At 71.8% G+C, this 23,008-nt stretch carries 20 protein-coding genes and 5 tRNA genes; 8 read left to right on the forward strand and 17 right to left on the reverse strand.

Annotation, left to right across the window (positions count from 1 at the left end):
* Nucleotides 1-69: 69 nt before the first annotated feature.
* The 4 genes from ACFT9I_RS31835 to ACFT9I_RS31850 all read right to left on the reverse strand — a co-directional run bounded on the left by ACFT9I_RS31835 (nucleotide 70) and on the right by ACFT9I_RS31850 (nucleotide 5,260).
* A complete protein-coding gene (locus tag ACFT9I_RS31835) occupies nucleotides 70-2,412 on the reverse strand; it encodes an MMPL family transporter (RefSeq protein ID WP_382570000.1) in 2,343 nt (780 codons plus the stop codon).
* A 90-nt stretch (nucleotides 2,413-2,502) separates the two neighbouring features.
* The gene (locus tag ACFT9I_RS31840) at nucleotides 2,503-3,342 is read right to left on the reverse strand and encodes a GNAT family N-acetyltransferase (RefSeq protein WP_382570002.1); all 840 of its coding nucleotides are present in this window, start codon (nucleotides 3,340-3,342) and stop codon (nucleotides 2,503-2,505) included.
* Nucleotides 3,343-3,383: 41 nt separating this feature from the next.
* Nucleotides 3,384-4,205: an aminotransferase class IV gene (locus tag ACFT9I_RS31845; RefSeq protein WP_382570003.1), complete on the reverse strand. Its 822-nt coding sequence runs from the start codon at nucleotides 4,203-4,205 to the stop codon at nucleotides 3,384-3,386.
* Entirely contained in the window at nucleotides 4,202-5,260 is a 1,059-nt protein-coding gene (locus ACFT9I_RS31850) for a chorismate-binding protein (RefSeq protein WP_382570006.1), read from the reverse strand. The genes ACFT9I_RS31845 and ACFT9I_RS31850 overlap by 4 nt, the downstream gene beginning before the upstream one ends.
* Nucleotides 5,261-5,439: 179 nt before the next feature.
* Between ACFT9I_RS31850 and ACFT9I_RS31855 the strand changes: the two genes are divergently transcribed.
* The 5 genes from ACFT9I_RS31855 to ACFT9I_RS31875 all read left to right on the forward strand — a co-directional run bounded on the left by ACFT9I_RS31855 (nucleotide 5,440) and on the right by ACFT9I_RS31875 (nucleotide 5,882).
* Nucleotides 5,440-5,512, forward strand: a tRNA-Gly gene (locus ACFT9I_RS31855).
* A 36-nt stretch (nucleotides 5,513-5,548) separates the two neighbouring features.
* Nucleotides 5,549-5,622: transfer RNA gene (locus tag ACFT9I_RS31860), tRNA-Cys, on the forward strand.
* Between the two features lies 1 nt (nucleotide 5,623).
* Nucleotides 5,624-5,695 (forward strand) — tRNA-Val (locus ACFT9I_RS31865).
* Between the two features lie 20 nt (nucleotides 5,696-5,715).
* Nucleotides 5,716-5,787 (forward strand) — tRNA-Val (locus ACFT9I_RS31870).
* Nucleotides 5,788-5,810: 23 nt separating this feature from the next.
* Nucleotides 5,811-5,882 (forward strand) — tRNA-Val (locus ACFT9I_RS31875).
* A gap of 61 nt (nucleotides 5,883-5,943) precedes the next feature.
* Here ACFT9I_RS31875 and ACFT9I_RS31880 read toward each other — a convergent pair.
* The 4 genes from ACFT9I_RS31880 to ACFT9I_RS31895 form a co-directional block, all read right to left on the reverse strand.
* Nucleotides 5,944-6,261 carry a zf-TFIIB domain-containing protein gene (locus ACFT9I_RS31880; protein ID WP_382570008.1) on the reverse strand — a complete coding sequence of 106 codons (318 nt, stop codon included), beginning with the start codon at nucleotides 6,259-6,261 and terminating at the stop codon, nucleotides 5,944-5,946.
* A 68-nt stretch (nucleotides 6,262-6,329) separates the two neighbouring features.
* Nucleotides 6,330-7,355, reverse strand: coding sequence for a phosphotransferase family protein (locus ACFT9I_RS31885; protein ID WP_382570010.1), 1,026 nt, complete (start codon nucleotides 7,353-7,355; stop codon nucleotides 6,330-6,332).
* A 234-nt stretch (nucleotides 7,356-7,589) separates the two neighbouring features.
* On the reverse strand, nucleotides 7,590-7,796 hold the full coding sequence (locus tag ACFT9I_RS31890; RefSeq protein WP_382570012.1) for a hypothetical protein: 207 nt from the start codon (nucleotides 7,794-7,796) through the stop codon (nucleotides 7,590-7,592).
* 188 nt (nucleotides 7,797-7,984) lie between these two features.
* Complete coding sequence (locus ACFT9I_RS31895; protein ID WP_078494403.1) at nucleotides 7,985-8,242, reverse strand: hypothetical protein; 258 nt, start codon at nucleotides 8,240-8,242, stop codon at nucleotides 7,985-7,987.
* 205 nt (nucleotides 8,243-8,447) lie between these two features.
* On the opposite strand from ACFT9I_RS31895, the gene ACFT9I_RS31900 reads away from it, so the two are divergent.
* A complete protein-coding gene (locus ACFT9I_RS31900; RefSeq protein WP_382570044.1) occupies nucleotides 8,448-9,728 on the forward strand; it encodes a protein kinase in 1,281 nt (426 codons plus the stop codon).
* Nucleotides 9,729-9,734: 6 nt separating this feature from the next.
* On the opposite strand, the gene ACFT9I_RS31905 is transcribed toward ACFT9I_RS31900, so the two are convergent.
* The 8 genes from ACFT9I_RS31905 to ACFT9I_RS31940 form a co-directional block, all read right to left on the reverse strand.
* Entirely contained in the window at nucleotides 9,735-10,556 is an 822-nt protein-coding gene (locus ACFT9I_RS31905) for a TrmH family RNA methyltransferase (protein ID WP_382570014.1), read from the reverse strand.
* Entirely contained in the window at nucleotides 10,549-11,790 is a 1,242-nt protein-coding gene (gene cobA / locus ACFT9I_RS31910) for a uroporphyrinogen-III C-methyltransferase (protein ID WP_382570016.1), read from the reverse strand. Before cobA ends, ACFT9I_RS31905 begins: the two co-directional genes overlap by 8 nt.
* Nucleotides 11,791-12,064: 274 nt before the next feature.
* Entirely contained in the window at nucleotides 12,065-15,439 is a 3,375-nt protein-coding gene (gene cobT / locus ACFT9I_RS31915) for a nicotinate-nucleotide--dimethylbenzimidazole phosphoribosyltransferase (protein WP_382570018.1), read from the reverse strand.
* A gap of 326 nt (nucleotides 15,440-15,765) precedes the next feature.
* Nucleotides 15,766-16,986: a precorrin-6y C5,15-methyltransferase (decarboxylating) subunit CbiE gene (gene cbiE / locus ACFT9I_RS31920; protein ID WP_382570020.1), complete on the reverse strand. Its 1,221-nt coding sequence runs from the start codon at nucleotides 16,984-16,986 to the stop codon at nucleotides 15,766-15,768.
* Between the two features lie 226 nt (nucleotides 16,987-17,212).
* On the reverse strand, nucleotides 17,213-17,848 hold the full coding sequence (locus ACFT9I_RS31925) for a GNAT family N-acetyltransferase (RefSeq protein ID WP_382570021.1): 636 nt from the start codon (nucleotides 17,846-17,848) through the stop codon (nucleotides 17,213-17,215).
* Between the two features lie 118 nt (nucleotides 17,849-17,966).
* Nucleotides 17,967-18,827, reverse strand: a complete 861-nt coding sequence (locus ACFT9I_RS31930; protein WP_382570023.1) for a MetQ/NlpA family ABC transporter substrate-binding protein — start codon at nucleotides 18,825-18,827, stop codon at nucleotides 17,967-17,969.
* Nucleotides 18,828-18,900: 73 nt separating this feature from the next.
* On the reverse strand, nucleotides 18,901-19,569 hold the full coding sequence (locus ACFT9I_RS31935) for a methionine ABC transporter permease (protein ID WP_382570026.1): 669 nt from the start codon (nucleotides 19,567-19,569) through the stop codon (nucleotides 18,901-18,903).
* Complete coding sequence (locus ACFT9I_RS31940) at nucleotides 19,566-20,708, reverse strand: methionine ABC transporter ATP-binding protein (protein ID WP_382570028.1); 1,143 nt, start codon at nucleotides 20,706-20,708, stop codon at nucleotides 19,566-19,568. Before ACFT9I_RS31940 ends, ACFT9I_RS31935 begins: the two co-directional genes overlap by 4 nt.
* Before the next feature lie 627 nt (nucleotides 20,709-21,335).
* Between ACFT9I_RS31940 and ACFT9I_RS31945 the strand changes: the two genes are divergently transcribed.
* Together ACFT9I_RS31945 and ACFT9I_RS31950 are read left to right on the forward strand one after the other, a co-directional pair.
* Nucleotides 21,336-21,695 (forward strand): hypothetical protein, encoded by a 360-nt coding sequence (locus tag ACFT9I_RS31945; protein ID WP_382570030.1) that lies wholly within the window; start codon nucleotides 21,336-21,338, stop codon nucleotides 21,693-21,695.
* A 131-nt stretch (nucleotides 21,696-21,826) separates the two neighbouring features.
* A complete protein-coding gene (locus ACFT9I_RS31950; RefSeq protein ID WP_382570046.1) occupies nucleotides 21,827-22,162 on the forward strand; it encodes a hypothetical protein in 336 nt (111 codons plus the stop codon).
* A 92-nt stretch (nucleotides 22,163-22,254) separates the two neighbouring features.
* Here the strand turns inward: ACFT9I_RS31950 and ACFT9I_RS31955 are convergent, their stop codons facing one another.
* Nucleotides 22,255-22,758, reverse strand: coding sequence for a GNAT family N-acetyltransferase (locus ACFT9I_RS31955; RefSeq protein ID WP_382570032.1), 504 nt, complete (start codon nucleotides 22,756-22,758; stop codon nucleotides 22,255-22,257).
* Nucleotides 22,759-23,008 lie beyond the last annotated feature (250 nt).

Here is a 23,008-nt window from a genome sequence, read left to right on the forward strand (position 1 = left end):
AGTCCGCTTCAGATAGTTCTTGATCATCCGCGTGGGTAACGGGCTCTCCGGACAGAGGTAACGGCTGCCTTACCGAAGAACCCGCGGGGAGGGCAGCGCGGTAGCAGTCGCCGTGTCGCTCCCACGGTTCGGGTGGGCGGCGCCGTGGAGATCCCAGTGCGGAAGCAGCCGCCGCAGGGGTGCGGGTGCCCACCAATTCGCCTTGCCCGCAAGGCACATCGAGGCGGGGACCAGAACGGCGCGTACCACGGTGGCGTCGACGAGCGCGGCGAGAGCGAGGGCGAAGCCAAGGATTTTGAGCAGGCCGACAGATGACGTCGTGAGCGCGCCCACGGATACCGCCAGTGCCAGTGCCGCGGTCGTCACGAGCCGCCCGGTCTGCTCGACGCCTCTCTCCACCGCCGCGCGGTTGCCGACACCCAGGAGGTGTTCCTCCTGGATCCGGGCGAGGAGGAACGTCTCGTAGTCCATCGACAGGGCGAACGCCACGCACAGCGCGAGCAGCAGCATGCACGCGTCCACCGGCCCGGTTCTCGAGGTCATCCCCACCAGGCCGGCGAGGAAGCCGTCCTGGAAGACCAGCACGACCACGCCCGCCGAGGCGCCCAGGCTGAGGGCTCCGACCACGATCGCCTTCACCGGGACCAGGAGGCTGCGGGTGAACAGCAGCAGCAGGAGGGCCATGCAGGCCACCGCCCATGCGACGGCGGGCCCGGCCGCGGACAGAAGCGCGTTCGTGGTGTCGGTGAAGCGCGCGGCCTCACCGCCCACCCAGGCGGTGCCGCCCGGAGCCGGGACGGCCCTGAGCGCACTCACCAGTGCTCCGGCGGCCGGTGTCGCGGGGTCCACACCCGCGTGCACCGCCAGCCACGTCCCGGCACGGCCGGGCGGGAACGCCATGGGTGCGGGCGCGATCCGGTGGCCGTTTTCGTAGCGGCCGGCCGCACTGTCCACCACCTGTGCCGCGGGCAGCCGTGACAGCGTGGCCGCGTACGCCCCCACCTCGGTGACGTGCTCCGCGGCGGCCGGGAGGGCCACCACCACCATGGTCCCGGGGGACTGTTGCGGAAGCTCGCCGCCGATCCGGTCGGCGCCCATGTGCGAGGACGCGTGCGAGGGCAACGTCCGCTCATCGATCGGCGCGACCTGCAGACGGGCCAGCGGCAGGCTCATCACCGACAGCAGTGCCAGGGCCGCCACCAGCCACAGGGCGGGACGACCGCACACCAGCGCGGCGAAGCGGCGCCAGCCCGCGCTGGCCTCCCATCCGGCACTGTCGCCCGCGCGACCATCCCGCGACCGGCCGACCGGCGGCCCGGAGCGGGACAGACGCTCACCGGCCAGCAGCAGGACGGCCGGCATCACCAGCACGACCACCACACCCGAGGAGACCGCGACCGCGATCCCGGCCCAGGCCATCGAGCGCAGGAACGGGACCGGGAAGGCGAACAGGCACCCCATCACCAAGGCCACCGTCACCACCGAGAACACCACCGTGCGGCCCGCCGTCCGTACCGCGACATCCACCGCCGCCGCCACATCCAGACCGCCGGCTCTCTCGCGCCGGAAACGGGTGAGAAGGAAGAGGCAGTAGTCGATCGCCAGTCCGAAGCCCAGAGCCGTCGTCAGGTTCGGTGCGAACATCGACAGTTCCACGACCGACGCGAGGGGCCGCAACAGCGCCAGGGTGATCACCGACGACACCGCGGCCACGAGCACGGGCAGCAGCGCCGCCAGAACCGAGCGGAACGCGAAGACCAGCAGCAGGAACACCAGCGGAGCCGTCAGCAACTCGGCCCGCAGCAGATCGCGCTGCGAACGCTCGACCGCCTCCGCTCCCACCCACGCCGGTCCCGTGGCCTCCACCCGTGGCCCGCCGTTGTCGCCGTTGTCGCCCACCAGCGGCGGCAGCAGCCGACGGGCCGTACGCACCCGCTGGTCCTCGCCGCCCGCCAGCACCGCGAGGACCAGAGCGCTGTCACCTCCGGCCGAGCGCAGCAAGGGATCCCGCCCGTCCCAGTAGGAGATGACGGACACCACCCCCGGGTCACGGGCCAGACCGGCCGCCAGCTCACGGCCCGCCGCCACGGCCGCCGGGCTGTCCACCGGGGCACCGCTGTGGACCAGCAGCGCCAGCTGAGGCTCACCTCCGCCGAAGCGGCTCGCCACGTAGGCGTCGGCGCGCACGGCCTGCGACCCGGACGCGTCGAACCCCCCGCTGACCAGGCGCCCCCACATCCCCCCGGCCGCGCCCGCGCACACCGTCGCGACCAGGGCGACCAGCAGCAGCACCGTCCAGGCACGCCGACGTCCACGCCCGAGGTCGTACGGCCGGCGAACCGGCTCGCCGGCCTCCTCGCATTCGGTCTCGGGGGTCGGACCACGGCCGGGAGCGGAGAGGAATTGGATCACTGACCGCCAACGACCGCGACCCGCCCAGGTTGCGGTACGTGCCGGTTGTCGCGAGACGCGGCGGCATCGTGCCGGCTCCGGAAGCGGTGCTCAGAGCAGCGGTTTGAAGACGTTGCGGTGCGTCGTCGCGTAACCGAGGGATTCGTAGAGGCCGATCGCCGGGGCGTTGCCCCCGAAGACGTGCAGGCCCAGCACGTCCGTACCCGCGTGGATGCCGATCCGCTCGGCGTGCAGCATCAGCGCTCGGCCGTAGCCCTTGCCGCGCAGGTGCTCGGACACCTTCACGTCGTACACGAAGGCACCGACGACGCCGGGCGCGATCTCCCTGGTGCCCACCCACACATGGCCGACCACGTCCCCGTCATGGGCCAGGACCTCGATCCAGGTGTCGGGGGTGGCCAGGCCGGCGGGGAGGTTTTCGAGGCGGCCGGACTCAGCCTTGGCGCGGGCCTGGTCCGGCGGCAGGCCCCGGTCGATCCAGCTCCGCCGGAAGCCGTCGAGCGCGTCCGCCTCCCAGACCTCGTACTCCGTCTCGTCCATCGGTCTGCCGACGAGTCCGGGCGGCAGGGCCGGGGGCTGAGGGGCGAGGTCCTTCAGCATGTTCCTGCTGCGCTCGGTGTAGCCCAGGGTCTCCAGCAGCGGCAGCACTCCCCCGGCCCCGGCGGGGACGGAGGCGATCACCTGCCCGCAGCCCCAGCCGCGCAGGACCTCCTCGGCGGCCAGCGCGGCGATCGTGCCACGGCCACGGCGCCGGTTCGCCTCGTCGATCCGCAGTTGGCGCAGGACACCTGCCGGGGTGCCGAAGGCGCCGTCCATGCCGAGTTCGATCACGCCCACGGGGCGGCTGTTGTCACACACGTCGTAGGTACGTGACTTCATACCGTCGTCGGTCTGCTGAAGCGGCCCGGTCGGCCGCAGAGTCGTGGTCATCAGGGGAGTTGTACCCATCTCGCGGCCACGCGTCATCAGGTTTACGGATCGAGGTCGGCCGCCGCGCGCTCCTCGAAGACGCGCATGGCCTTGGCGGTGACCGGACCAGGGGCGCCGGGCAGTTCACGGCCGTCGACGCGGTGGACCGCCTGCACGTCGCGCAGCGACGACGTCAGGAAGATCTCGTCGGCCCGGTCGAGCGCGTCGAACGGCAGCCGGGTCTCGTGGGCTCCGGCCCACTCCACCGTGAGCGCCCGGGTGATACCGGCCAGACACCCCGAGGAGACCGGCGGGGTGTGGAGCTGCCCGTCCAGTACGACGAAGACGTTGGAGCCGGTGCCCTCGCACAGATCTCCCACCGTGTTGGCGAACAGGGCCTCGGAGGCGTCCTGTTCACGGGCACGGGCGAGGGCGACGACGTTCTCGGCGTACGACGTGGTCTTGAGCCCGGTCAGCGCACCGCGTTCGTTGCGCGTCCAGGGGACGGTGATCGCGGCGGTGGTGTCGGGGCGGCGCTTCGTCTCGCCGACGGCCACGACGAGCGTCGGGCCGGCGTCGCCGCGGTCCGAGCCGAGCGGCGACAGACCGCCGGTGTACGTGATCCGCAGCCGGCCCATCTCCACCGGATTGGCGTCCAGGACGGCGGCGCACGCGGCGCGCACCTCGTCGTGGTCGGGGTCGGGCAGTCCGAGACCGCGCGCCGAGCGGGTCAGCCGGTCCAGATGCCGGGTGAGGGCGAAGGTCCGTCCCCGGACGGACTTCACCGTCTCGAAGATTCCGTCGCCCACGGTCAGCCCGTGGTCGAGTACGGACACCTGCGCGGCGTCGGCCGCCCGCAGTCCGCCGTTGACCCAGATCATCATCCAGCCGTCCTTCCCGTCGCCTCGTACACTCCCGACGCTACCGCCAGCAGCCGCGACGCCTTGAGTTCGGTCTCCTGCCACTCACGCTCGGGATCGGATCCCCAGGTGATGCCCGCGCCGGTGCCGAAGCGCAGGACGGGGCCACGCGGCGGGTCGCGTTCGATCCAGAACGTCCTTATCCCGACGGCCAGTTCGGCGGTGCCACGGTCGGCGTCCACCCACCCGACGGCGCCGCAGTACGGGCCACGGGGCGCGGTCTCCAGCTCCTCGATGATCTTCAGCGCGCTGGATTTCGGCGCGCCGGTGACCGATCCGGGCGGGAACGTCGCGGCCAGCAGCTCCGGCCAGCCCGCGTCCTCGGCGAGTTCGCCGCGCACTCTCGACACGAGATGGACGAGTCCGGGGTGGGGCTCGACGGCGCAGAGGGCGGGCACGGTCACGGATCCGGTGGCGCAGACGCGGCCGAGGTCGTTGCGGACGAGGTCCACGATCATCACGTTCTCGGCGTGGTCCTTCTCCAGCAGATCGTCGGCGGTCCGGCCGGTGCCCTTGATGGGGCCGGACTCCACGGTGCGGCCGGTACGCCGCAGATACAGCTCCGGCGACGCGGTGGCGATCTCCACGCCGTGGGCGGGCAGCCGGATCGTGCCGGCGTACGGGGCGGGGTTGCCGCGCGCCAGGAGGGCGGTCAGCGCGTCGACGTCGGCGGCGTCCGGGTCGGGCAGCGGCGCCGTCAGGACGCGGCAGAGGTTGGCCTGGTAGACCTCGCCGGCCGCGATGAGTTCCCGTACGCGCCGTACGCCCGAGACGTACGCGGCCCGGTCGAGCGACGTCGCCCAGTCGCCCGCCGCGGGGCCCCGCCACTGCCCGGGAACGGGGACGGGCACCGGTTCGCGGCGTACGTCGCCGAAGCGGGCGCAGGTGAGACGCCCTTCGAAGTCCATGGCTACGGCCCAGAAGCCGGCGGATTCGAGGGCTTCCGGGTCACGGGTGACATCGCGCAGATCGGTGGCGACGAGATCACCGAAGCGGGCCAGCGGAGGGAGGTCGTACACGATGCCGAGTCTAGGACGGCCGCCGGGACGCACCGCGAACGTGTCGCGACGGCGCCGTGGAGGTGCCGCAGCGTGAACGCACGGCAGCACGCTGCACAAACGCGTTTTTGTACTGGCCCCGTAATCCGCTAGAGTTCACCACGTCGCCGGACCACGCAGTAGGGACCGGGAAACGGCACGCGGACGTAGCTCAGTTGGTAGAGCGCAACCTTGCCAAGGTTGAGGTCGCCAGTTCGAACCTGGTCGTCCGCTCGAGTTGGGGGATCAATTCCCGTCCCCCGTACTCCTGGTGGAGTGGCCGAGAGGCGAGGCAACGGCCTGCAAAGCCGTCTACACGGGTTCAAATCCCGTCTCCACCTCCAAGGACGATTAGCTCAGCGGGAGAGCGCTTCCCTGACACGGAAGAGGTCACTGGTTCAATCCCAGTATCGTCCACTGGATCCACTTGGATTCCCGCGCGATTAGCTCAGCGGGAGAGCGCTTCCCTGACACGGAAGAGGTCACTGGTTCAATCCCAGTATCGCGCACGCAGTACACGCGGGGTCACCCTGCGCGATTAGCTCAGCGGGAGAGCGCTTCCCTGACACGGAAGAGGTCACTGGTTCAATCCCAGTATCGCGCACAGCCCGAAGCCCCCGGCCTGTTGGCCGGGGGCTTCGTCGTGCGCGGGGTTCGACCAGGAATCAGGAGGAGAAGAGCATCCGGCCGAAGCCCTTCTGACGGTGGCCACCATGGTGACCGCCGTGGTGACCACCGTGCGGCGCGCCCCACGCGGGAGCCGGCGCCGCCTGCGCGGGATAGCCGGGGGCCCCCTGAGCGGGGTAGCCGCCGGGGGCCGCGGGCGGGGGCGGGGCCTGCTGTCCCCACTGCGCCTCAAGGCGGGTGAGGGACTCCAGCTCGCCGTAGTCGAGGAAGATCCCCCGGCAGCCGCTGCACTGCTCTATCTGGACACCGTTGCGGTTGTACGTGTGCATCGCTGCATGACACTTGGGGCACTGCATGGGTCGGGTCAGCTCCTCGCCGTTCGGTCGGCATCGCCGGAATGCCTCCCGGCGACGGTCAGTTCACCTTACGACGAGGGTCCGGCCGCCAACTTCGCCGGGAGTGTGGCAATTCGGGCACAGGTCTCGATCATCGTCTCCTCCACCTCGTCCAGTTCACGGCCCTGCTCGGTCGACTTGGCGACGGCCAGGGCGGCGGTCTGGACGGTGAGGGCGCGGGCGGCGACGTCGAGCCGGGGCCAGGGGTCGCCGTCGGCCGGTACGGCGGGACCGCCCGCCGAGCGGTAGGCGCCGAGGAACCGCTGCCACTCGTCGGGGGCCAGCAGACCGGCGGCGTACCAGGCGGCGGGGCGGGCCAAGTCCCAGGCGGCGTCGCCGAGTCCGAGGTCGTCCACGTCGATCAGCAGCCACGGGCCGTCCGGTACGGGGTGCCGTACGAGCTGCCCGAGGTGGAGGTCCCCGTGGCACAGCAGCCCGCCGACGGGTGCGGGCGCCTCGTCCCTGGCCCAGGCGGGCAGGCCGGCCCAGGCGCGTTCCACGTCGGCGGTGGCCGGGTGGTGTCCGGCGGCCCGCATCCGGGCGAGGGCCCGGGCGGCCTTGAGTGGGCCGCGCATGGGCGGGAGCGGCGACGGCGCGAGGCCGGCGGGCGGTACGGCGTGCAGCCGGGCGAGCAGGGTCGCCGCCGCTTCCCAGGGCGCGTCGTCGGGGCGGTCGGGGTCGACGGGGGTGCCGTACGGCCAGGCGGTGACGGGCCGGCCCTCGATGTGCGGGGCGGCCGTGGCCGTCGCTGTGGCCGTGGTCGTGGTCGCCGGGAGTGGGGGCAGCAGGATCCCGGCGAGCAGCGGATGCGCGGCGACGGAGAGCCGGGCGCGGTGTCCCGCCGGGTCGGTGGCGGGCGCGTGGGCCTTGGCGACCGCGGCCCCGTGTCGTACGACCACGCCGTCGGACCGGTCGGCGAGCACGGTCTCGTCGCGTCCGCAGGCCCGGCAGGGAGATCCCGCGGCCGGGTCGGCGGCCTCCGGGTGGGCGGCGTGACGGGCGGCGACGGTGAGTGCGCGTACGACGGCCGCGGTCGTGGAGGCGGATGTGGTCACGGTGGTGTCCCCCGGTGCGGTGTGTTCCCGCCGGGAGCCTACGCGGGCTTCGTACGGCGCGTAGGTCTCGTACGGTCTCGGGGATGAGGGGCCGAAACGGGTCCGGACAGCGCGATGGCCGGTCAGCTCCCCAGCTGACCGGCCAAACGCTGCCGTCCGCCGCACCCCCGTCCCCACGGGGTTGTTGGCCGGATGTCTGTGGTTCGGGCCGCTCTCCCGAACCTGGGGCGCCGCTCAGCGCCCCAGCATCACGCCCACGGACGACGCTTGTGTGACCACTGCTTCCCAGCCGCCGAATACGACGACCAGCAGGGCCGCGAGAGGGAGAACCATGGCTGTCGCCACCAAGGGGTGGCGCGAACCGGAATTCCGCCCGCCGAACGCGTCGAATGCCCTGCGTCCCTGCGTGCGGATCATCGCTCGCGATGCCGTGTCGGCCATGGTCCTTCTCCTGTCGTGTCTGGCAGCGGCGAGTGTCTGACCTCGGGGGACGAGTGCTGCACCCGCCGCTTGACAACAACATTAGGTAAGCGCCGTGCCTGGGTCGTCATGCCCGCGTACCGATTGCCGGGCCTCCCGGAGGATGACCGGTACCCCCTGCGCGTACTCCCCTGGGTGGAGAGGGGGTCCTAAGCCTGCGGGTCTTCCCTGAGGGGACGCTCGGAGAGGTCCTCCCTGGGCACCGGTTGTTCGACCAGAGCGAGCACCCGGGTGGCCATGAAGCGCGCCGTACGCACCACGGAACCGTTGCGGGTGACTTCACTCACTTCCACCACTCCTCGACGCACCGCCGTCTCCACCCGGCGGCCTGCCCGACTTGCCACGACTTCGTACGTACGTGTCGTGTCACCCGCGTCCACCACTATCTCCACGCGGTCACCCTTCATTGATCCAATCCCCCTTCTGCGACGGACCATTGAGATCTCGCACGGGCCTGAGGACCTTGGATCCGCGGTCCCCTGACCACCCCTCAAGTTTCTCACCCGGCACTGACAATCGATCCGTCCCGGAGGGCGCGGCCTATGAGCGCCCCGGGGCGCGGGTACGTAAGCTGTGCCACGTCACACGGACGACCGGGCAGCGGGGATGGACATGGCGATGATGCGGCTCCGGCGCGAGGACCCGCGTGTCGTCGGTTCGTTCAGAATTCACCGGCGGCTGGGCCAGGGCGGCATGGGGGTCGTCTACCTGGGTTCCGACCGGCGTGGCCAGCGGGTCGCGCTGAAGGTGATCAGGCCCGATCTCGCCGAGGACCAGGAGTTCCGCTCCCGGTTCGCCCGCGAGGTCTCGGCGGCCCGGCGGATCCGCGGGGGCTGTACGGCCCGGCTGGTGGCCGCTGATCTCGACGCGGACCGGCCGTGGTTCGCCACCCAGTACGTTCCCGGGCCCTCGCTGCACGACAAGGTGGCCGAGGACGGGCCGCTGTCGGCCGCCGAGGTCGCCTCCGTAGGAGCCGCGCTCTCCGAGGGGCTGCTCGCGGTGCACGAGGCCGGGGTCGTCCATCGCGATCTGAAGCCGTCGAACATCCTGCTCTCCCCCAAGGGCCCGCGCATCATCGACTTCGGGATCGCCTGGGCGACCGGGGCGAGCACGCTCACACACGTCGGTACGGCGGTGGGGTCGCCCGGCTTCCTCGCGCCCGAGCAGGTGCGCGGCGCGGCGGTGACCCCGTCGACCGACGTCTTCGCGCTCGGCGCGACGCTGGCGTACGCCGCGACGGCCGACTCGCCCTTCGGGCACGGCAGTTCGGAAGTCATGCTCTACCGGGTGGTGCACGAGGAGGCACAGCTGTACGGGGTGCCGGACGCGCTGGCGCCGTTGGTGCGGGCCTGTCTGGCGAAGGACCCCGAGGAGCGGCCGAGCACGCTCCAGCTGTCGATGCGGCTCAAGGAGATCGCGGCGCGGGAGGCTCAGGGGCTGCCGGACGGACGGCCGCCGGCGCAGCGGGAGCGAAGCGGGCAGGACGTGCCGACGGGCCGGATTCCGGAGCGTACGGCGCGGATGCCGCAGCGGACCGAGCGCACGGAGCGGCCGGAGCGGATCGAACGGCAGGAGCGGCAGGAGCGGACGGACCGTTCCGAGCGGTCCACGCAGGGGCGTACGGCGGGCGGGCACGACTCCCGGGCGCACGGCTCGCGTGGTTCGGCGCCGCGCACGGGCGGCGGGCGTCCGCCGAGGCCCCGCGAAGGCTCGTCCCGCACCGGCTCACGTACCGGCGGCCGTCAGGGCACCAGGCCCGGGGCGCGTACGACGTCGGGTGGACGCGGCGGACGCAGGCCGGCCAATCCCCGGCTGCTGCGCCAGCGGCTGATCGTCTTCGTGGTGGTGACGCTGGTGGTCGCGCTGGGGATCGCGGCGGCGCAGCAGTTGTAGGCCGGATCAGCCTCGGGGCCGCGTCATGTAGAAGGCGACGGCCGAGGTGGCGGCGACGTTGAGGGAGTCCACCCCGGCGTCCATCGGGATGCTCACCCGCAGGTCGGCGGCGGCGAGCGCGCCGGCCGTGAGTCCGTCGCCCTCCGTACCGAAGAGGAGCGCGAGCCTGTCGTGACGCCGCTCGGCGAGTTCGTCGAGGGTGATCGACTTGTCGTCCAGACAGAGGGCGGCGGTGACGAATCCCGCCTCGCTCAGCAGGCCGGCGTCGCGCGGCCAGGATTCCAGCCGGGTCCAGGGGACCTGGAGGACGGCGCCCATCGAGACCTTCACGGCCCGCCGGTAGAGCGGGTCCGCGCAGCGCGGGGTGAGGAGCACCGCGTCGACGCCGAGCGCCGCCGCGTTACGGAAGGCGGCCCCGAGGTTGGCGTGGTCGACCATGTCCTCGAAGACGACGGCGCGGCGTGCCGTGCGCAAGAGGTCGGCGGGCGGCGGCAGGGGCTTGCGGTGCATGGAGGCGAGCGCGCCGCGGTGGACGTGGTAGCCGGTGACGCGTTCGGCCAGGTCCGGCGCCACTTGGTAGACGGGTGCGGTGGTCTCGTCGATGACGTCGCGCATGACGTCGGTCCACTTGGCCGTCAGGAGCATGGAGCGCATCTCGTAACCGGCCGCCACGGCGCGGCGGATGACCTTCTCGCCCTCGGCGATGAACAAGCCTTCGGCGGGTTCGCGGCGGCGGCGCAGTTCGACGTCGGTGAGGTCGGTGTAGTCGGCGAGGCGGGGGTCGGCGGAGCCGTCAGGGGCCGCCTCGACGGTGACGATCTCAGCCACGGCCGGTCCCGCCGCCGGTGCCCCGGTCGGGACCGACGGAGACCACGTCGCCGATGACGATGACGGCCGGGGGTCGTACGTCCTGCGCGCCGACCGCTTCGGCGGCCGTTTCGAGTGTCGCGTCGACGCGGCGCTGGGTCGCCGTGGTGCCTTCCTGGATCAGCGCCACGGGGGTGGACGGCGACTTGCCGTGGGCGATGAGGGCCAGGGCGATGGCGCCGATCTTGTCGACGGCCATCAGCAGGACGAGCGTGCCGCGCAGCCGGGCGAGCGCGGGCCAGTCGACCAGGGAGCGCGGGTCGTCGGGGGCGACATGGCCGCTGACCACGGTGAACTCGTGTGCCACGCCCCGGTGCGTGACGGGGATGCCCGCCGCGCCGGGGACGCTGATGGAGCTGGAGATGCCGGGGACGACGGTGCAGGGGATACCCGCGTCGGCGAGGGCCTGGGCCTCCTCCATGCCCCGGCCGAAGACGAAGGGGTCGCCGCCCTTGAGCCGTACGACGGCCTTGCCCGCCTGGGCGTGCTCGATCAGCGCGTTGTTGATCGCCTCCTGGGCCATGTAGCGGCCGTACGGGATCTTCGCCGCGTCGATCACCTCGACGTGCGGCGGGAGTTCGTCGAGGAGGTCGCGCGGGCCGAGGCGGTCGGCGATGACGACGTCGGCCTCGGCGAGGAGGCGCCGGCCGCGGACGGTGATCAGCTCAGGATCGCCGGGGCCGCCGCCGACGAGGGCGACGCCGGGGGTCCGGGTGCGGTGGCGGGGGGCGGCGAGGGTGCCGTCGCGCAGGCCCTCGACGATGGCGTCACGTACGCCGGCGGAGCGGCGCGGGTCGCGTCCGGTGAGGACGGCGACGGTGACGCCATCGCTGCGGCCGGTGGCCGGGGTCCAGGCGGTGGCGGCCTCGGCGTCGTCGCTCCGTACGCACCAGGTCCTGTTCCGCTCGGCCTCGGCGGAGGCACGGGTGTTCGCCTCGGCGTCGTTGGAGGCGACCAGGACGTACCAGGCGTCGCTCAGGTCGCCTTCGGTGTACGGGCGGCGTTCCCAGCGCAGTTCGCCGGCGTCGGCCATGGCTTCCACGGAGGGCGTCGCGGACGGCGACACGAGCAGGATGTCGGCGCCGGTCGCGATGAGTGCCGGCAGGCGGCGCTGGGCGACCTGCCCGCCCCCGATGACGACGACGCGGCGCCCGGCCAGACGGAGGCCGACGGGGTAGGCGGGATGCTCGGCCATGGCGCTGGGGGCTCCTCTGGGACGGTGCGGGGTGGTGAAGGGGCTGGTGGGAAGCGGTTCCAGCTTAGTGCGGGGCTCGGGTTGGCCGGTGGCGGAGCTTTCCCCTACCCGCCCCTTCCCACAACCGGGGCTGCGCCCCGGACCCCGTACGGCCTTCGGCCGTGCCCTCAAACGCCGGGCGGGCTGGGTTTCGGGGCTCCGCCCCGGACCCCGCTCCTCAAACGCCGGAGGGGCTGGATGACGTGTCGGCGGGGCTGGACAGAGACGCTTGCGGCTACTTCTCCGTCACTCCCGCCGAGTCGAACGTCGCCACCTCGTGCATCGCCCGTGCCGCGCTCTGGACCACCGGGAGCGCCAGCAGGGCGCCCGTGCCCTCGCCCAGGCGGAGGTCCAGGTCGACCAGGGGGCGCAGGCCCAGCTTGTTGAGCGCGGCCACATGGCCCGGTTCGGCGCTGCGGTGGCCCGCGATGCAGGCGGCCAGTGCCTCGGGGGCGATGGCGCGTGCGACAAGGGCCGCCGCTCCCGCGCTCACACCGTCGAGGATGACCGGTGTACGCAGCGACGCGCCGCCCAGCAGGAAGCCGACGAGCGCCGCCTGCTCCAGGCCGCCGAAGGCCGCGAGGACGCCGATGGGGTCGGCGGGGTCGGGGCGGTGGAGTTCGAGACCGCGCCGGACGACGTCGATCTTGCGCGCGTGCGTCTCGTCGTTGATGCCCGTGCCGCGCCCGGTGACCTCGGCCGGGTCCAGGTCCGTGTAGACCGAGATCAGCGCCGCGCAGGCCGTGGTGTTGGCGATGCCCATCTCGCCCGTGAGCAGGCCCTTGTTGCCCGCCGCCACCAGATCGCGGGCGGTCTCGATGCCCACGTCGATCGCGGCCAGCACCTCTTCGCGGGTCAGCGCGGGGCCGGTGGTGAAGTCGGCCGTGCCCGAGCGGACCTTGCGGGGCAACAGGCCCGGTGTGGCGGGCAGCTCGCTCGCGACGCCGACGTCGATGACACAGACCTCGGCGCCGACCTGGTTCGCGAAGGCGTTGCAGACCGCCCCGCCGCCGAGGAAGTTGGCGACCATCTGCGCCGTCACCTCCTGGGGCCAGTGGGTGACGCCCTGCGCGTGCACGCCGTGGTCGCCCGCGAAGACCGCGACGGCGGCGGGCTCCGGGATCGGCGGCGGGCACATCCGGGAAAGACCGCTGAGCTGCGCGGAGATGATCTCCAGCATGCCGAGTGCCCCGGCGGGCTTCGTCATCCGCTTCTGCCGCTCCCACGCCTCGCCGAGCGCCTTGGCGTCGAGCGGGCGGATGCCGGCGATGGTCTCCTTAAGGAGGTCGTGCGGCTCCTCACCGGGCAGGGCCCGGCGGCCGTACGTCTCCTCATGGACGACCCAGGACAGCGGGCGGCGCTTGGACCAACCCGCCTGCGTCAGTTCGGGCTCCTCCGGGAACTCGTCGACGTATCCGACGCAGAGATACGCCACGACGTCCAGGTGCTCGGGGAGGCCGAGCGCGCGCACCATCTCGCGCTCGTCGAAGAAGCTGACCCAGCCGACGCCGAGTCCTTCGGCGCGGGCGGCGAGCCACAGGTTCTCGACGGCGAGGGCGGAGGAGTACGGCGCCATCTGCGGCTGCGTGTGGCGGCCGAGGGTGTGCCTGCCGCCGCGCGTGGGGTCGGCGGTGACGACGATGTTCACCGGGGTGTCGAGGATGGCCTCGATCTTCAGTTCCTTGAACTGCTTGGCCCGGCCCTTGGGGAGCGACTTGGCGAAGGCGTCGCGCTGGCGCTGGGCCAGTTCGTGCATGGTCTGCCGGGTCTCGGCGGAACGGATGACGACGAAGTCCCAGGGCTGCGAGTGGCCGACGCTGGGGGCGGTGTGCGCGGCTTCGAGGACGCGCAGCAGCACCTCGTGCGGGATCGGGTCGGAGCGGAAGCCGTTGCGGATGTCGCGGCGTTCGCGCATCACGCGTAGAACGGCCTCGCGCTCGGCGTCGTCGTAGCCGGGGGCGGGGGGTGACGCGTCGTCGGCGACGGCCGGAGCCTCGGGCTCGGCGTCGGGCACGGGGGTCGGGGCCGCGACGGGGACCGCTGTGGCCACCGGCTCGGGTGCCGGGGCCGGTGCGGGTTCGGGGGCCGGTGCGGGCTCCGGGGTGGGCGCCTCCGCCGCGACCGGTACGGGCTCCGGCTCAGGCACGGGTGCCGCGGGTACGGCCTCCGGCTCGGCAGGGGCGGGCGGGGCGGGGGCCGCGCCAGGCAGCGCTATCGGCTCGCGCTTCTCCTCCGCCTCGACCGGCTCGACGACCGGGGACTCGGCCACGACGGCGACGGCGACGGGTTCGGGGGCTGGTTCGGGGACGGGCTCAGGCGCGGGCTCCGCCACAAGCTCCTCGGCCACCGGCTCGGGAGTCGGCTCGGCCACCGCGTCGAGCACCGGTTCGGGCTCGGGCTCCTGTTCGGGCTCCGGCGCGACTTCCTGGACCGGCACGGGCTCCGGTTCGGGCTCCACCACCGGCTCCGGGGCGAACTCCGGTCCGAAATCAGGGACGACCGTTTCTGCGGAAGGCTCGGGGACGGCTTCCTCCGCCACCACCTGCGGTTCGGCGACCACGACCGCTACCTCCGCCACCGGCGTCTCGGACTGCGGCGGCAGCGAGGCCCACGGGTCCGCGCCCTGCACGGGAATCGCGCCGAGCTGCGGCCCCGGCAGCGCCTCGGCCTCCTCGCGCGGGATGTCCAGATACTCGGGGCCGGTCGTGGGCGGCCCCTGTGTCCGTACGCGAACGGGGGTCGGCGGCGTACTCGTGGGACCACGGTCGGCGAGCGAACGCACCACGCCACCCGTGGAGTCGGGCATCGGCGGGCCCATGTGCAGCGGCCGACGCGCGGGGGGCGGCGTCGGTGTGGGCGTGGCGGTCGGGACCCGTACGGCCCCGAGGTCGACCGAGCCCGAGTCGCGGCCACCGGTTTCGTGCGCGTCCGGTTCGGTCACGGGCGCCGCCACGGGCGCGGGCGCTGCCACCGTCTGCGGCGCGGGCGCCTCGGCGACTTCCTGCGGCGCCTCTTGGACAGACTCCTGCGCCAACTCGGGGGCCGGTTGCGGTACGGCCTCCGAAACCTGGGGCTCCACCAGGGCCTCCGCCGGCGCGTACGTCTCCGGCGCCACCGCGAACTCGGCGTGCTGGGCTGCGGGCTGCGCGGACTGCGTCGGCTGCACCTGCATATGGGCCATGTCCGGCGCCGGATACTCCGGCGGCGTCTGGGGCTGGTACGACACCTGGCCGTGCCCGAGCGAGTCGGACTGCGGCACAGGAACCGGCCCCGGCTCGGGCACCGGCTGCGAGTACGTCGCGAGCTGCGACTGCGGCTGCTGCGGCGCGAATTCGGCCTGCCCCATCTGCTGCGGGATCTGCGCCGCGGCCACGGGCTCGGGCACAGGCACGACATGCGCCGCGGGCGCGAACGGCTCCGCCGGAGGCGCCGGCTGCGGATCGCCCCACGCGCCCTGCGAACTCGGCATCAGCAGAAGGTCGTCGTCCTCGGGAGCACTTTCGGAGGGGCCCAGGTAGGCGTAGGAGCCGGCAGCGGGGTCGCCCGGCTGCTCCACCATGCCTGCGTTCTCCGGCTGTCCCTCGTCCGGGACCTGGCCGGTGTCAGTCATGCGTACCCCTCGCCCATTGGTTGTGCTCCTACGGCCCTTCGACCGGGGCGCCCGATTCGGCGGCGCGTCCGGCGCCCGTCAGTGTCAACGAGCGTGGGCGCCGCGCGGCACGAATCGGGCCGCGACCCTCACGTATTCTCGCGGCCGACACACGGTGATCTGCGGCAGCCTTCTGTGGGCTGCGCCACGTTGCGCGTCCCCCGGTGCAGCCGTACCACATGAGGGTCCAAAACGACCCCCTTTTCCGGACATTGACGAACGAAGCGACGAACGAACGGCTGCGGTACAACGATCGGTCAGCCTACCCCGCGCCTCTGACAACGGGGTCAGGGGGCGCGGTCCGGCCGGTTGCCCGAGACCAGGAAAACCACGGAGCGTTCACGCTCCGACCACGCTCCGGTGTCCATTTCGACGGACTGGAGCAGGACGCATTCCACCACGTAACCACCCTCGCGGAGCGCGCCGCAGATGGCCTCGGCCTCGTCCCGCGTCGCCGCGTGGGTCACGATGCGCGCGGGCCTGCGGTCGGCGCAGGCGATGACGACGTCCACTCCCCCGCCGCCGATGCGTACGACGTCGGGCTCGGGCAGATTCTCCAGCACGTGGGGCGCACGGCCTTCCACGACTTCCAGTTGTACGCCGGCGCGACGGGCGGCAGCGGCCGTGCTGGCGCACGCCCCCGGTTCCGCGTCGACGGCGATCACGGCCGCGCCGAAGCGCCCCGCCTCGGCGGCGAGCGCCCCGCTGCCGGAGCCGATGTCCCAGACGAGGTCGCCGGTACGGGCGCCGAGCCGGGCGAGTTGGGCCGCGCGCAGCCAGGTCGACTCGCCCTCGTCGAGGTCGATGCCGTACTCCTCGGAGGGCAGCGCCCAACCCCGAACGGCGGGCGGGTACTCGGGGTCGTGGCCCGCGAGCCAGCCGCCGGTGCGGACGGGCGCGGTGCCGATGCCGCCGACGACGATCACGACGTTGGGGTCGCGCCAGACGTGGTCGGCGGCCTTGTCGGAGGTGAGGACGGTGACCTGTTCGCGGTCGGTGCCCAGTTCCTCGCAGATGACGAAGGTGCGGTGAACTCCCTGGAGGAGCAGGGCGAGTTCGGCGGGTCCGGCGCCCGGTGAGGTGAGGACGGCGACTTTGGTGTGCGCCCGGATCACGTTGACGGCGCGACGGAGTGTGCGCTGCTGGGCGACGACCACCTGCGCGTCGTCCCAGGGCATTCCGGCGCGGGCGAAGGCGGTGGCCACGGCGGAGACGGCGGGTACGACTTCGACCTCAAGGCCGTGCTCGGGGGCGCGCAGGGTGCGTACGACGCCGAAGAAGCCCGGGTCGCCGTCGGCGAGTACGACGGCGCTGCCGCGGTGTCCGGCAATCCTGCGGGCGGCGAGGTCGACGCTGCCGAGGCGGATCCGTTCTGCGTCCGGCGGTATTTCCGGCAGGGCGAGATGGTGGGCGGCGCCGGCCACCAGGGTGGCCGCGGCGAGGGCGGACGTGGCCGCAGGCGCGAGGGGCGAGCCGTCCCAGCCGATCACCGTGACGCGGTCGGCCATCGTCGTCAGTCTCCCCAGAGGTCGTCAGGTTGTTGTGGCGCGGGTCGATGTGTGGCTGGTTGTTTCGGCGCAGGCCGGAGCCGCGGCGGATCGGTCGTGCCGTGAGGGGGGTCCGCACCGGGGCGGTGCGTGTGAGGGTACCCGCCGGCCGGCCTGCCGTCTGCCGGGGGCCGGGGGTTCCGGGGTCCTCGCGGGCACGAGACCGCCGGGGTCCTGGTGTCGGGGTTCAGTTCCAGTCGGTGAACCCGTAGCCGCCCGCGTCCGCCATCTGCTCGGCGACGCCTTCGAGGTCCTCCGGCAGCAGGCTCCAGACGATGAGGTCCGTGCGGATGTCGATCCAGCCGCCGGTCTCCGTCTGCGTACGCGCTATCCACGCGTTGCGCAGGACACCCTCGCTGATGCAGCCGGCCTTCTGCGCGACCTGCTGGGCGGCCGTGTTGTCGGCGGCGGTGCGCAACTCGATGCGCTCGAAGCTCTGGTCGCGGAAGAGCCACTGCGCGACGGCGAGCACCGACTCGGTGGCGTAGCCCTCGCCGCGCGCCCAGGGGGCGGTGACGTAGGAGATCTCGGTCGTGCGGGCGCGCCAGTTGGTGTGCTGGAGACGCGCGAGGCCGACGAGGCGCTGGGTCAGGAACTCGGTGACGGCGAGGACCAGTCCGCGCCCCTCGGTGCGTTCCGCGGGAGCGATTGCGCCGACCCAGTCCTCGGCGTCCTGGGCGCTGTACGGGTGCGGTGCCGACGTCCACGCGATGACCGGTTCGTCGTTCATCATCTCGATGTGCGCCGGGATGTCCGCGGCCTCGAACGGGCGCAGCACCAGCCGCTCGGTGCTGATGGAGACGTCCGGAAAGGTGGTAGTCATGCTCAGCTCCATGCCTCAGTCCGTCGTAAATGCACAGCATGCAGCATCGGGGGAGCCCCGCACACGGCCGGGGTGTGCGGGGCTCGTACCGGATTGACGGCCGGGTTGCACGGACAAATTACGCGGGCGGGCCGAAGGCGGGCAGGACCGCGCCGTTCTTGTAGGTGTCCTTGATGTACTTCTCCACCTCGGGCGAGTTGAGGAGCTTCGCGAGCTTCAGCACGCGCGGGTCCTTCTCGTTGCCCTCCTTGACGGCGAGGAAGTTGGCGTACGGGTTGTCCTCGGTCTTCTCCAGGGCCAGGGAGTCCGTGGCGGGGTTGAGGTCGGCCTCGATGGCGTAGTTGCCGTTGATGACGGCGGCGTCCACGTCGTTCAGGGCGCGGGGCAGCGTGGCGGCCTCCAGCTCCTTGAACTTCAGGCCCTTGGCGTCCTTGATGTCGGCCAGGGTGCCGCTGCCCTCGACGCCGTCGGCGAGCGTGATCACGTCGTTGTCGGCGAGGAGCTTCAGGGCCCGGCCCTCGTTGACGGTGTCGTTCGGAATCGCCACGGTCTGACCGGACTTGAGGCCGCTCAGGTCCTTGACCGACTTGGAGTAGAGGGCGAGCGGCTCCAGGTGGACGTTGACGACGGGAACGATGTGGGTGTCGTTCTTCTTGTTGAAGTCGTCGAGGTACGGCTTGTTCTGGAAGTAGTTGGCGTCGACCTCGCCGCTCTCGGTGGCGGTGTTCGGCAGGACGTAGTCCGTGAACTCCTTGACGTCGAGCTTGAGTCCGGCGTCCGCCGCCAGTTTGTCCTTGATGAAGTTCAGGATGTCGGCGTGCGGCGTCGGGGACGCGGCGACGAGCAGGGGCTTGGACTCGTCGGCCTTGGCGCCGTCCGCGGACTTCTCGGCGGGGTCGGACGAGGTGCCGCAGGCGCTCAGGCCGATGGCGAGGGCGGCGGTGGCAGCGGCGGCCGCGATCTTGAGGTGAGTGCGCACGAAGAGTGCCTCTTTCCGGTGTTCGGTGGTCGGGCCCGGACAAGGAGTGCGGGCCGGTGGGACATCTGAGGGGTTACGCGGTACGGGTCCGGCGGGTCAGCAGCCGTACGGCGAGGTCGCCGATCAGCTGGATCACGGTGACGACGAGGATCAGCACGACGACCGTGGCGATCATGAAGCCGTTCTCGAACCGCTGGAATCCGTAGGTGACGGCCTTGGAGCCGAGGCCTTCGCCGCCGACCGCGCCGGCCATGGCCGAGTAGCCGATGAGCGCGATGACGGTGGTGGTCGTGCCGGAGACGATCGACGGCAGGGCCTGCGGGAGCAGCACCTTGCGGACGATGGTGGGGATGGAGCCGCCCATGGCCTGGACGGCTTCGACCAGGCCGTGGTCGACCTCCCGTATCGCCGTCTCGACGAGCCGGGCGAAGAAGGGGATCGCGCCGATGGCGAGCGGCACGATCATCGCGGTGGGGCCGATGAAGGTGCCGACGACGAAGGTGGTGAAGGGGATCAGCGCGATCAGCAGGATGATGAAGGGCAGCGAGCGGCCGATGTTCACGATCACGCCGACGACCTTGTTGACGGGGGCGTTCTGGAGCAGGCCGCCCTTGTCGGTGAGGACGAGGAGTACGCCGAGCGGCAGTCCGCCGGCGACGGTGACCAGCGCCGACCACAGCACCATGTAGAGGGTGTCGAGCGTCCCCTGGCTGAGCAGTGGCTGCATCTCGGACCAGGTCACTTCGCACCTTCCTTGGTGAGCGCGGCGGGCTGCTCGGTGGCGGCGACGTCTTCGGCGTCCCCGACCGGTTCCACGGCGTCTCCATCCGCTTCCACGGCGTCTCCGTCCGCTTCCACGTCGTCTTCGACCGCTTCCACGACCTCGACCTGGAGTCCCTGTTCGCGCAGGAAGCCGATGGGCACGACGTTCTCCTCGAAGGGGCCGGGCAGTTCGATGCGCATCCGGCCGATCTGGCGGCCCCCGACGGTGTCCATCGCCGCGCCGAGGATCGAGATGTCGATGTTGTAGGTGCGTGACAGCTGGGAGATGACCGGCTGGGTGGCCGCCTCGCCGTGGAATGTCACGTCGATGACCGTGCCGCCGGGTCCGGCCTGGGCACCGTCCACCGGGAACAGCTCGCGCGCGAGCAGGGAGCCGGGGGTGGCGAGCAGCCCGCCGACCGTGCCGGACTCGGTGATCCGGCCCCTCTCCATGAGCGCGGCCGAGTCGCAGATCGTCTTGACGACCTCCATCTCGTGCGTGATCAGCAGGATGGTGAGGCCGAGCTGCTGGTTGATGTCGCGCAGGAGCCGCAGGATCGAGCGGGTGGTCTCGGGGTCGAGCGCGCTGGTCGCCTCGTCGGAGAGCAGCACCTTCGGCTCGCCCGCCAGGGCGCGTGCGATGCCGACGCGCTGCTTCTGGCCGCCGGAGAGCTGGGCCGGGTAGCTCTTGGCCTTGTCGGCGAGACCGACGAGGTCGAGCAGTTCCAGTGCCCGGCGGGAGCGTTCCTGGCCGGAGTGGCCGAGGATCTCCAGCGGCAGTTCGATGTTGTCCTGGACGGTGCGCGAGGACAGCAGGTTGAAGTGCTGGAAGACCATGCCGATGGAACTGCGCGCGCGGCGCAGCTCCTTGCCGGCCCGTCGGCCGCGCCCGGCGAGCGCGGTCAGGTCGGTCCCGTCGACGGTCACGGTGCCGGCGGTGGGACGTTCGAGGAGGTTGACGCAGCGGATGAGGGAAGACTTCCCGGCGCCGCTGCGGCCGACGACTCCGAAGACCTCGCCCTCGCGTACGTGCAGGTCGACGCCGTCCAGCGCGGTGATCTCATGGCCGCGCGACCGGCCGGACCGGTAGACCTTCGTCAGGCCCGTAGTGGTGATCACAGGGGGTTTCCGTCACTGTCGGGTGCACGGCGCTGCGGCCGGGCGGGGCACGGGGATTCGGGCGGTCCGACAGGGCGCGGCGCGACACGGCGCGTCGGCTCACGGCGGCTCGCGGCCAGTCATGGCCGGTCACGCGTGAGGGACGTGCGGAGCTACGAGACGTAACCACGGATGTGGCGTCGCTTCTGTCGGGCCTCGCTTCGGGGCGCGAGACTCAGGCAGGGGCCCTCAGTGGGCGCACATTCGACACAGACAGCGAGCACCGGGCGTCGTGATCGCCTCGGTCGCAAGGATGCGGCTGCTCGTCGTGGTCATGTCGGTAAGTAAAGCAGACGTATATCCCCGGTTCGGCCGGTTGTCCGGATAGCGGATACGTCTTCCGGGCCCGCCGGGAGGTGCGGCGAAGAAGTCCGAAGACGGCGTCGATCTCCGGATTCACCTCTCTGACCTGCACGGACAGGGGCGTGAGGTCGTCGGCGGGGAAGTCGGCGGCCGGTCGGGCCCGGTCGTGGGTTGTGGCCAAGGCCACGGTCACGGTCATGGCGGCCCCCGGCGCCGAGGTCGGCGGCCCGGCTCCTCACAGGGGCGAGCGCACCGGGCTTATCGGGCCGTAATACTCTCGTCGTCATGCTTGTCGCCCTGACGGTCGCGGTCTCCGTGGCCGCTCTCGTCCTCGCCGCCTGGTGCGGTTTCGCCGCGTACCGGGACCAGCCCACCAAGGACTGGCACTTCATCGGCATGGCCGTGGTCACGGTGCTGGCGCTCGCCCAACTGGTCATCGGAATCGTTCAGTTGGCGCGTGGTGAGGATCCGGCCGAGAGTTCGGTGATCTTCGTTTCGTATCTGATCGGCGCGTTCGCCGCCGTGCCGTCGGCCGGATTCCTGTCCCTGGCCGAGCGGACCCGCTGGGGCTCGGCGACGGTCTCGGCGGGCGCCGTCGTCCTCGCCGTACTCGAAGTGCGTCTGTACGACATCTGGGGAGGCTGACCGTGGAGACCGGGACAGGGGCGGACGCGGGCGCGGGGGCCGACGCGGGCACGAGCACGGACGGCCGGCCGGCGGGGCGGACCAGGCTGGTCGAGGGGCCCGGACTGCTGCTCGTCTGGCTGTACGGGGTGATGTCGGTCGGCGCGGTGTCGCGGACCGCCTTCGAGATCGCCACCAAGTTCGACCGGGCACCGCTGGCGTACACGCTGTCGGGCATCGCCGCCGTCGTGTACGTGTTCATCACCTACACGCTCGTACGGGGCGGCGAGACGGCCCGGAAGGCGGCGCTGGTGTGCTGCGGCGGCGAACTCGTCGGTGTGCTCACCGTCGGGACCTGGACGATCGTGGACCCCTCCGCCTTTCCCGACGCGACGGTCTGGTCCGGGTTCGGCTGGGGCTATGTCTTCATTCCCGTGTTGCTGCCGATCACGGGGATGCTGTGGCTGCGCAGGTCCCGACGGGGTTGAGCGGTCGTTGAGCGGTCTGAGGGTCGAACGGTCGAGGGTCGGGGATTGAGCGTCGAGGGTTGGGGGTCGAGGGTTGGGGCGGTCGATGACCGTCAGGCGCTGGCGACGAACGCCTCGGTGGCCGCCTCCTTCTCCAGCGTCACGAGCGTGAGACCGCGACCGGCCGTCTCCCTCGCCACCGGCGCGTACCCCTTGCTCCGGTACAGCCGCAGATTGCCCTCGCTGCGATGGCCGGTGAAGAGCTGGAAGCGCTTGGCCGCCTCGGCTCCGGCGAAGCTCCCCTCTATCGCGTCGAGCAGCCGGCCGCCGAGACCGTGGTGCCGCATCCGCGGATGAACGATGAGCTTGCCGATCCTGGCCGTGCCCTCGGAGTCGATGACGCCCCGCACGGAGGCCACGACTTCGCCGCCGAGCCTGGCCACCAGAGCGTGGCCGCGGGCGATCTCGTCCTTGAGGTCGTCGAGGGTCTGGGTCAACGGTTCGATGGTGTAGTCACCGTAGAGCTCGGCCTCGCTCTGGTAACACAGGTACTGCAGCTTCAGGATGTGTTCCGCGTCCTGCGCACTCGCTGCTGAGATGGTCACGCTCATGCCCATGTGTGCATGCCTCCCGCTCACCTGCTGCCGCCGGTTGTCTACCGCTCCTTTCCCCGGAGTTCAGGAGCTGCAACCTCTGTGGTGAGCATTTTGCCCAGGCATCACAGGCATGGGGAACGCCATGGCTCCAAACCACCCTGTGAGATACCCAACTCTCCTGTGATTTCGCGGTGGGTGGGGCCGTCGGGCGACAACATCGCAGCCATGGGGCCGGGGTGGGGGTCAGGTGTACGTTCCGCGGTCCGATGCC

The organism is Streptomyces sp. NPDC057137, from assembly GCF_042670825.1.
Lineage (GTDB): Bacteria > Actinomycetota > Actinomycetes > Streptomycetales > Streptomycetaceae > Streptomyces.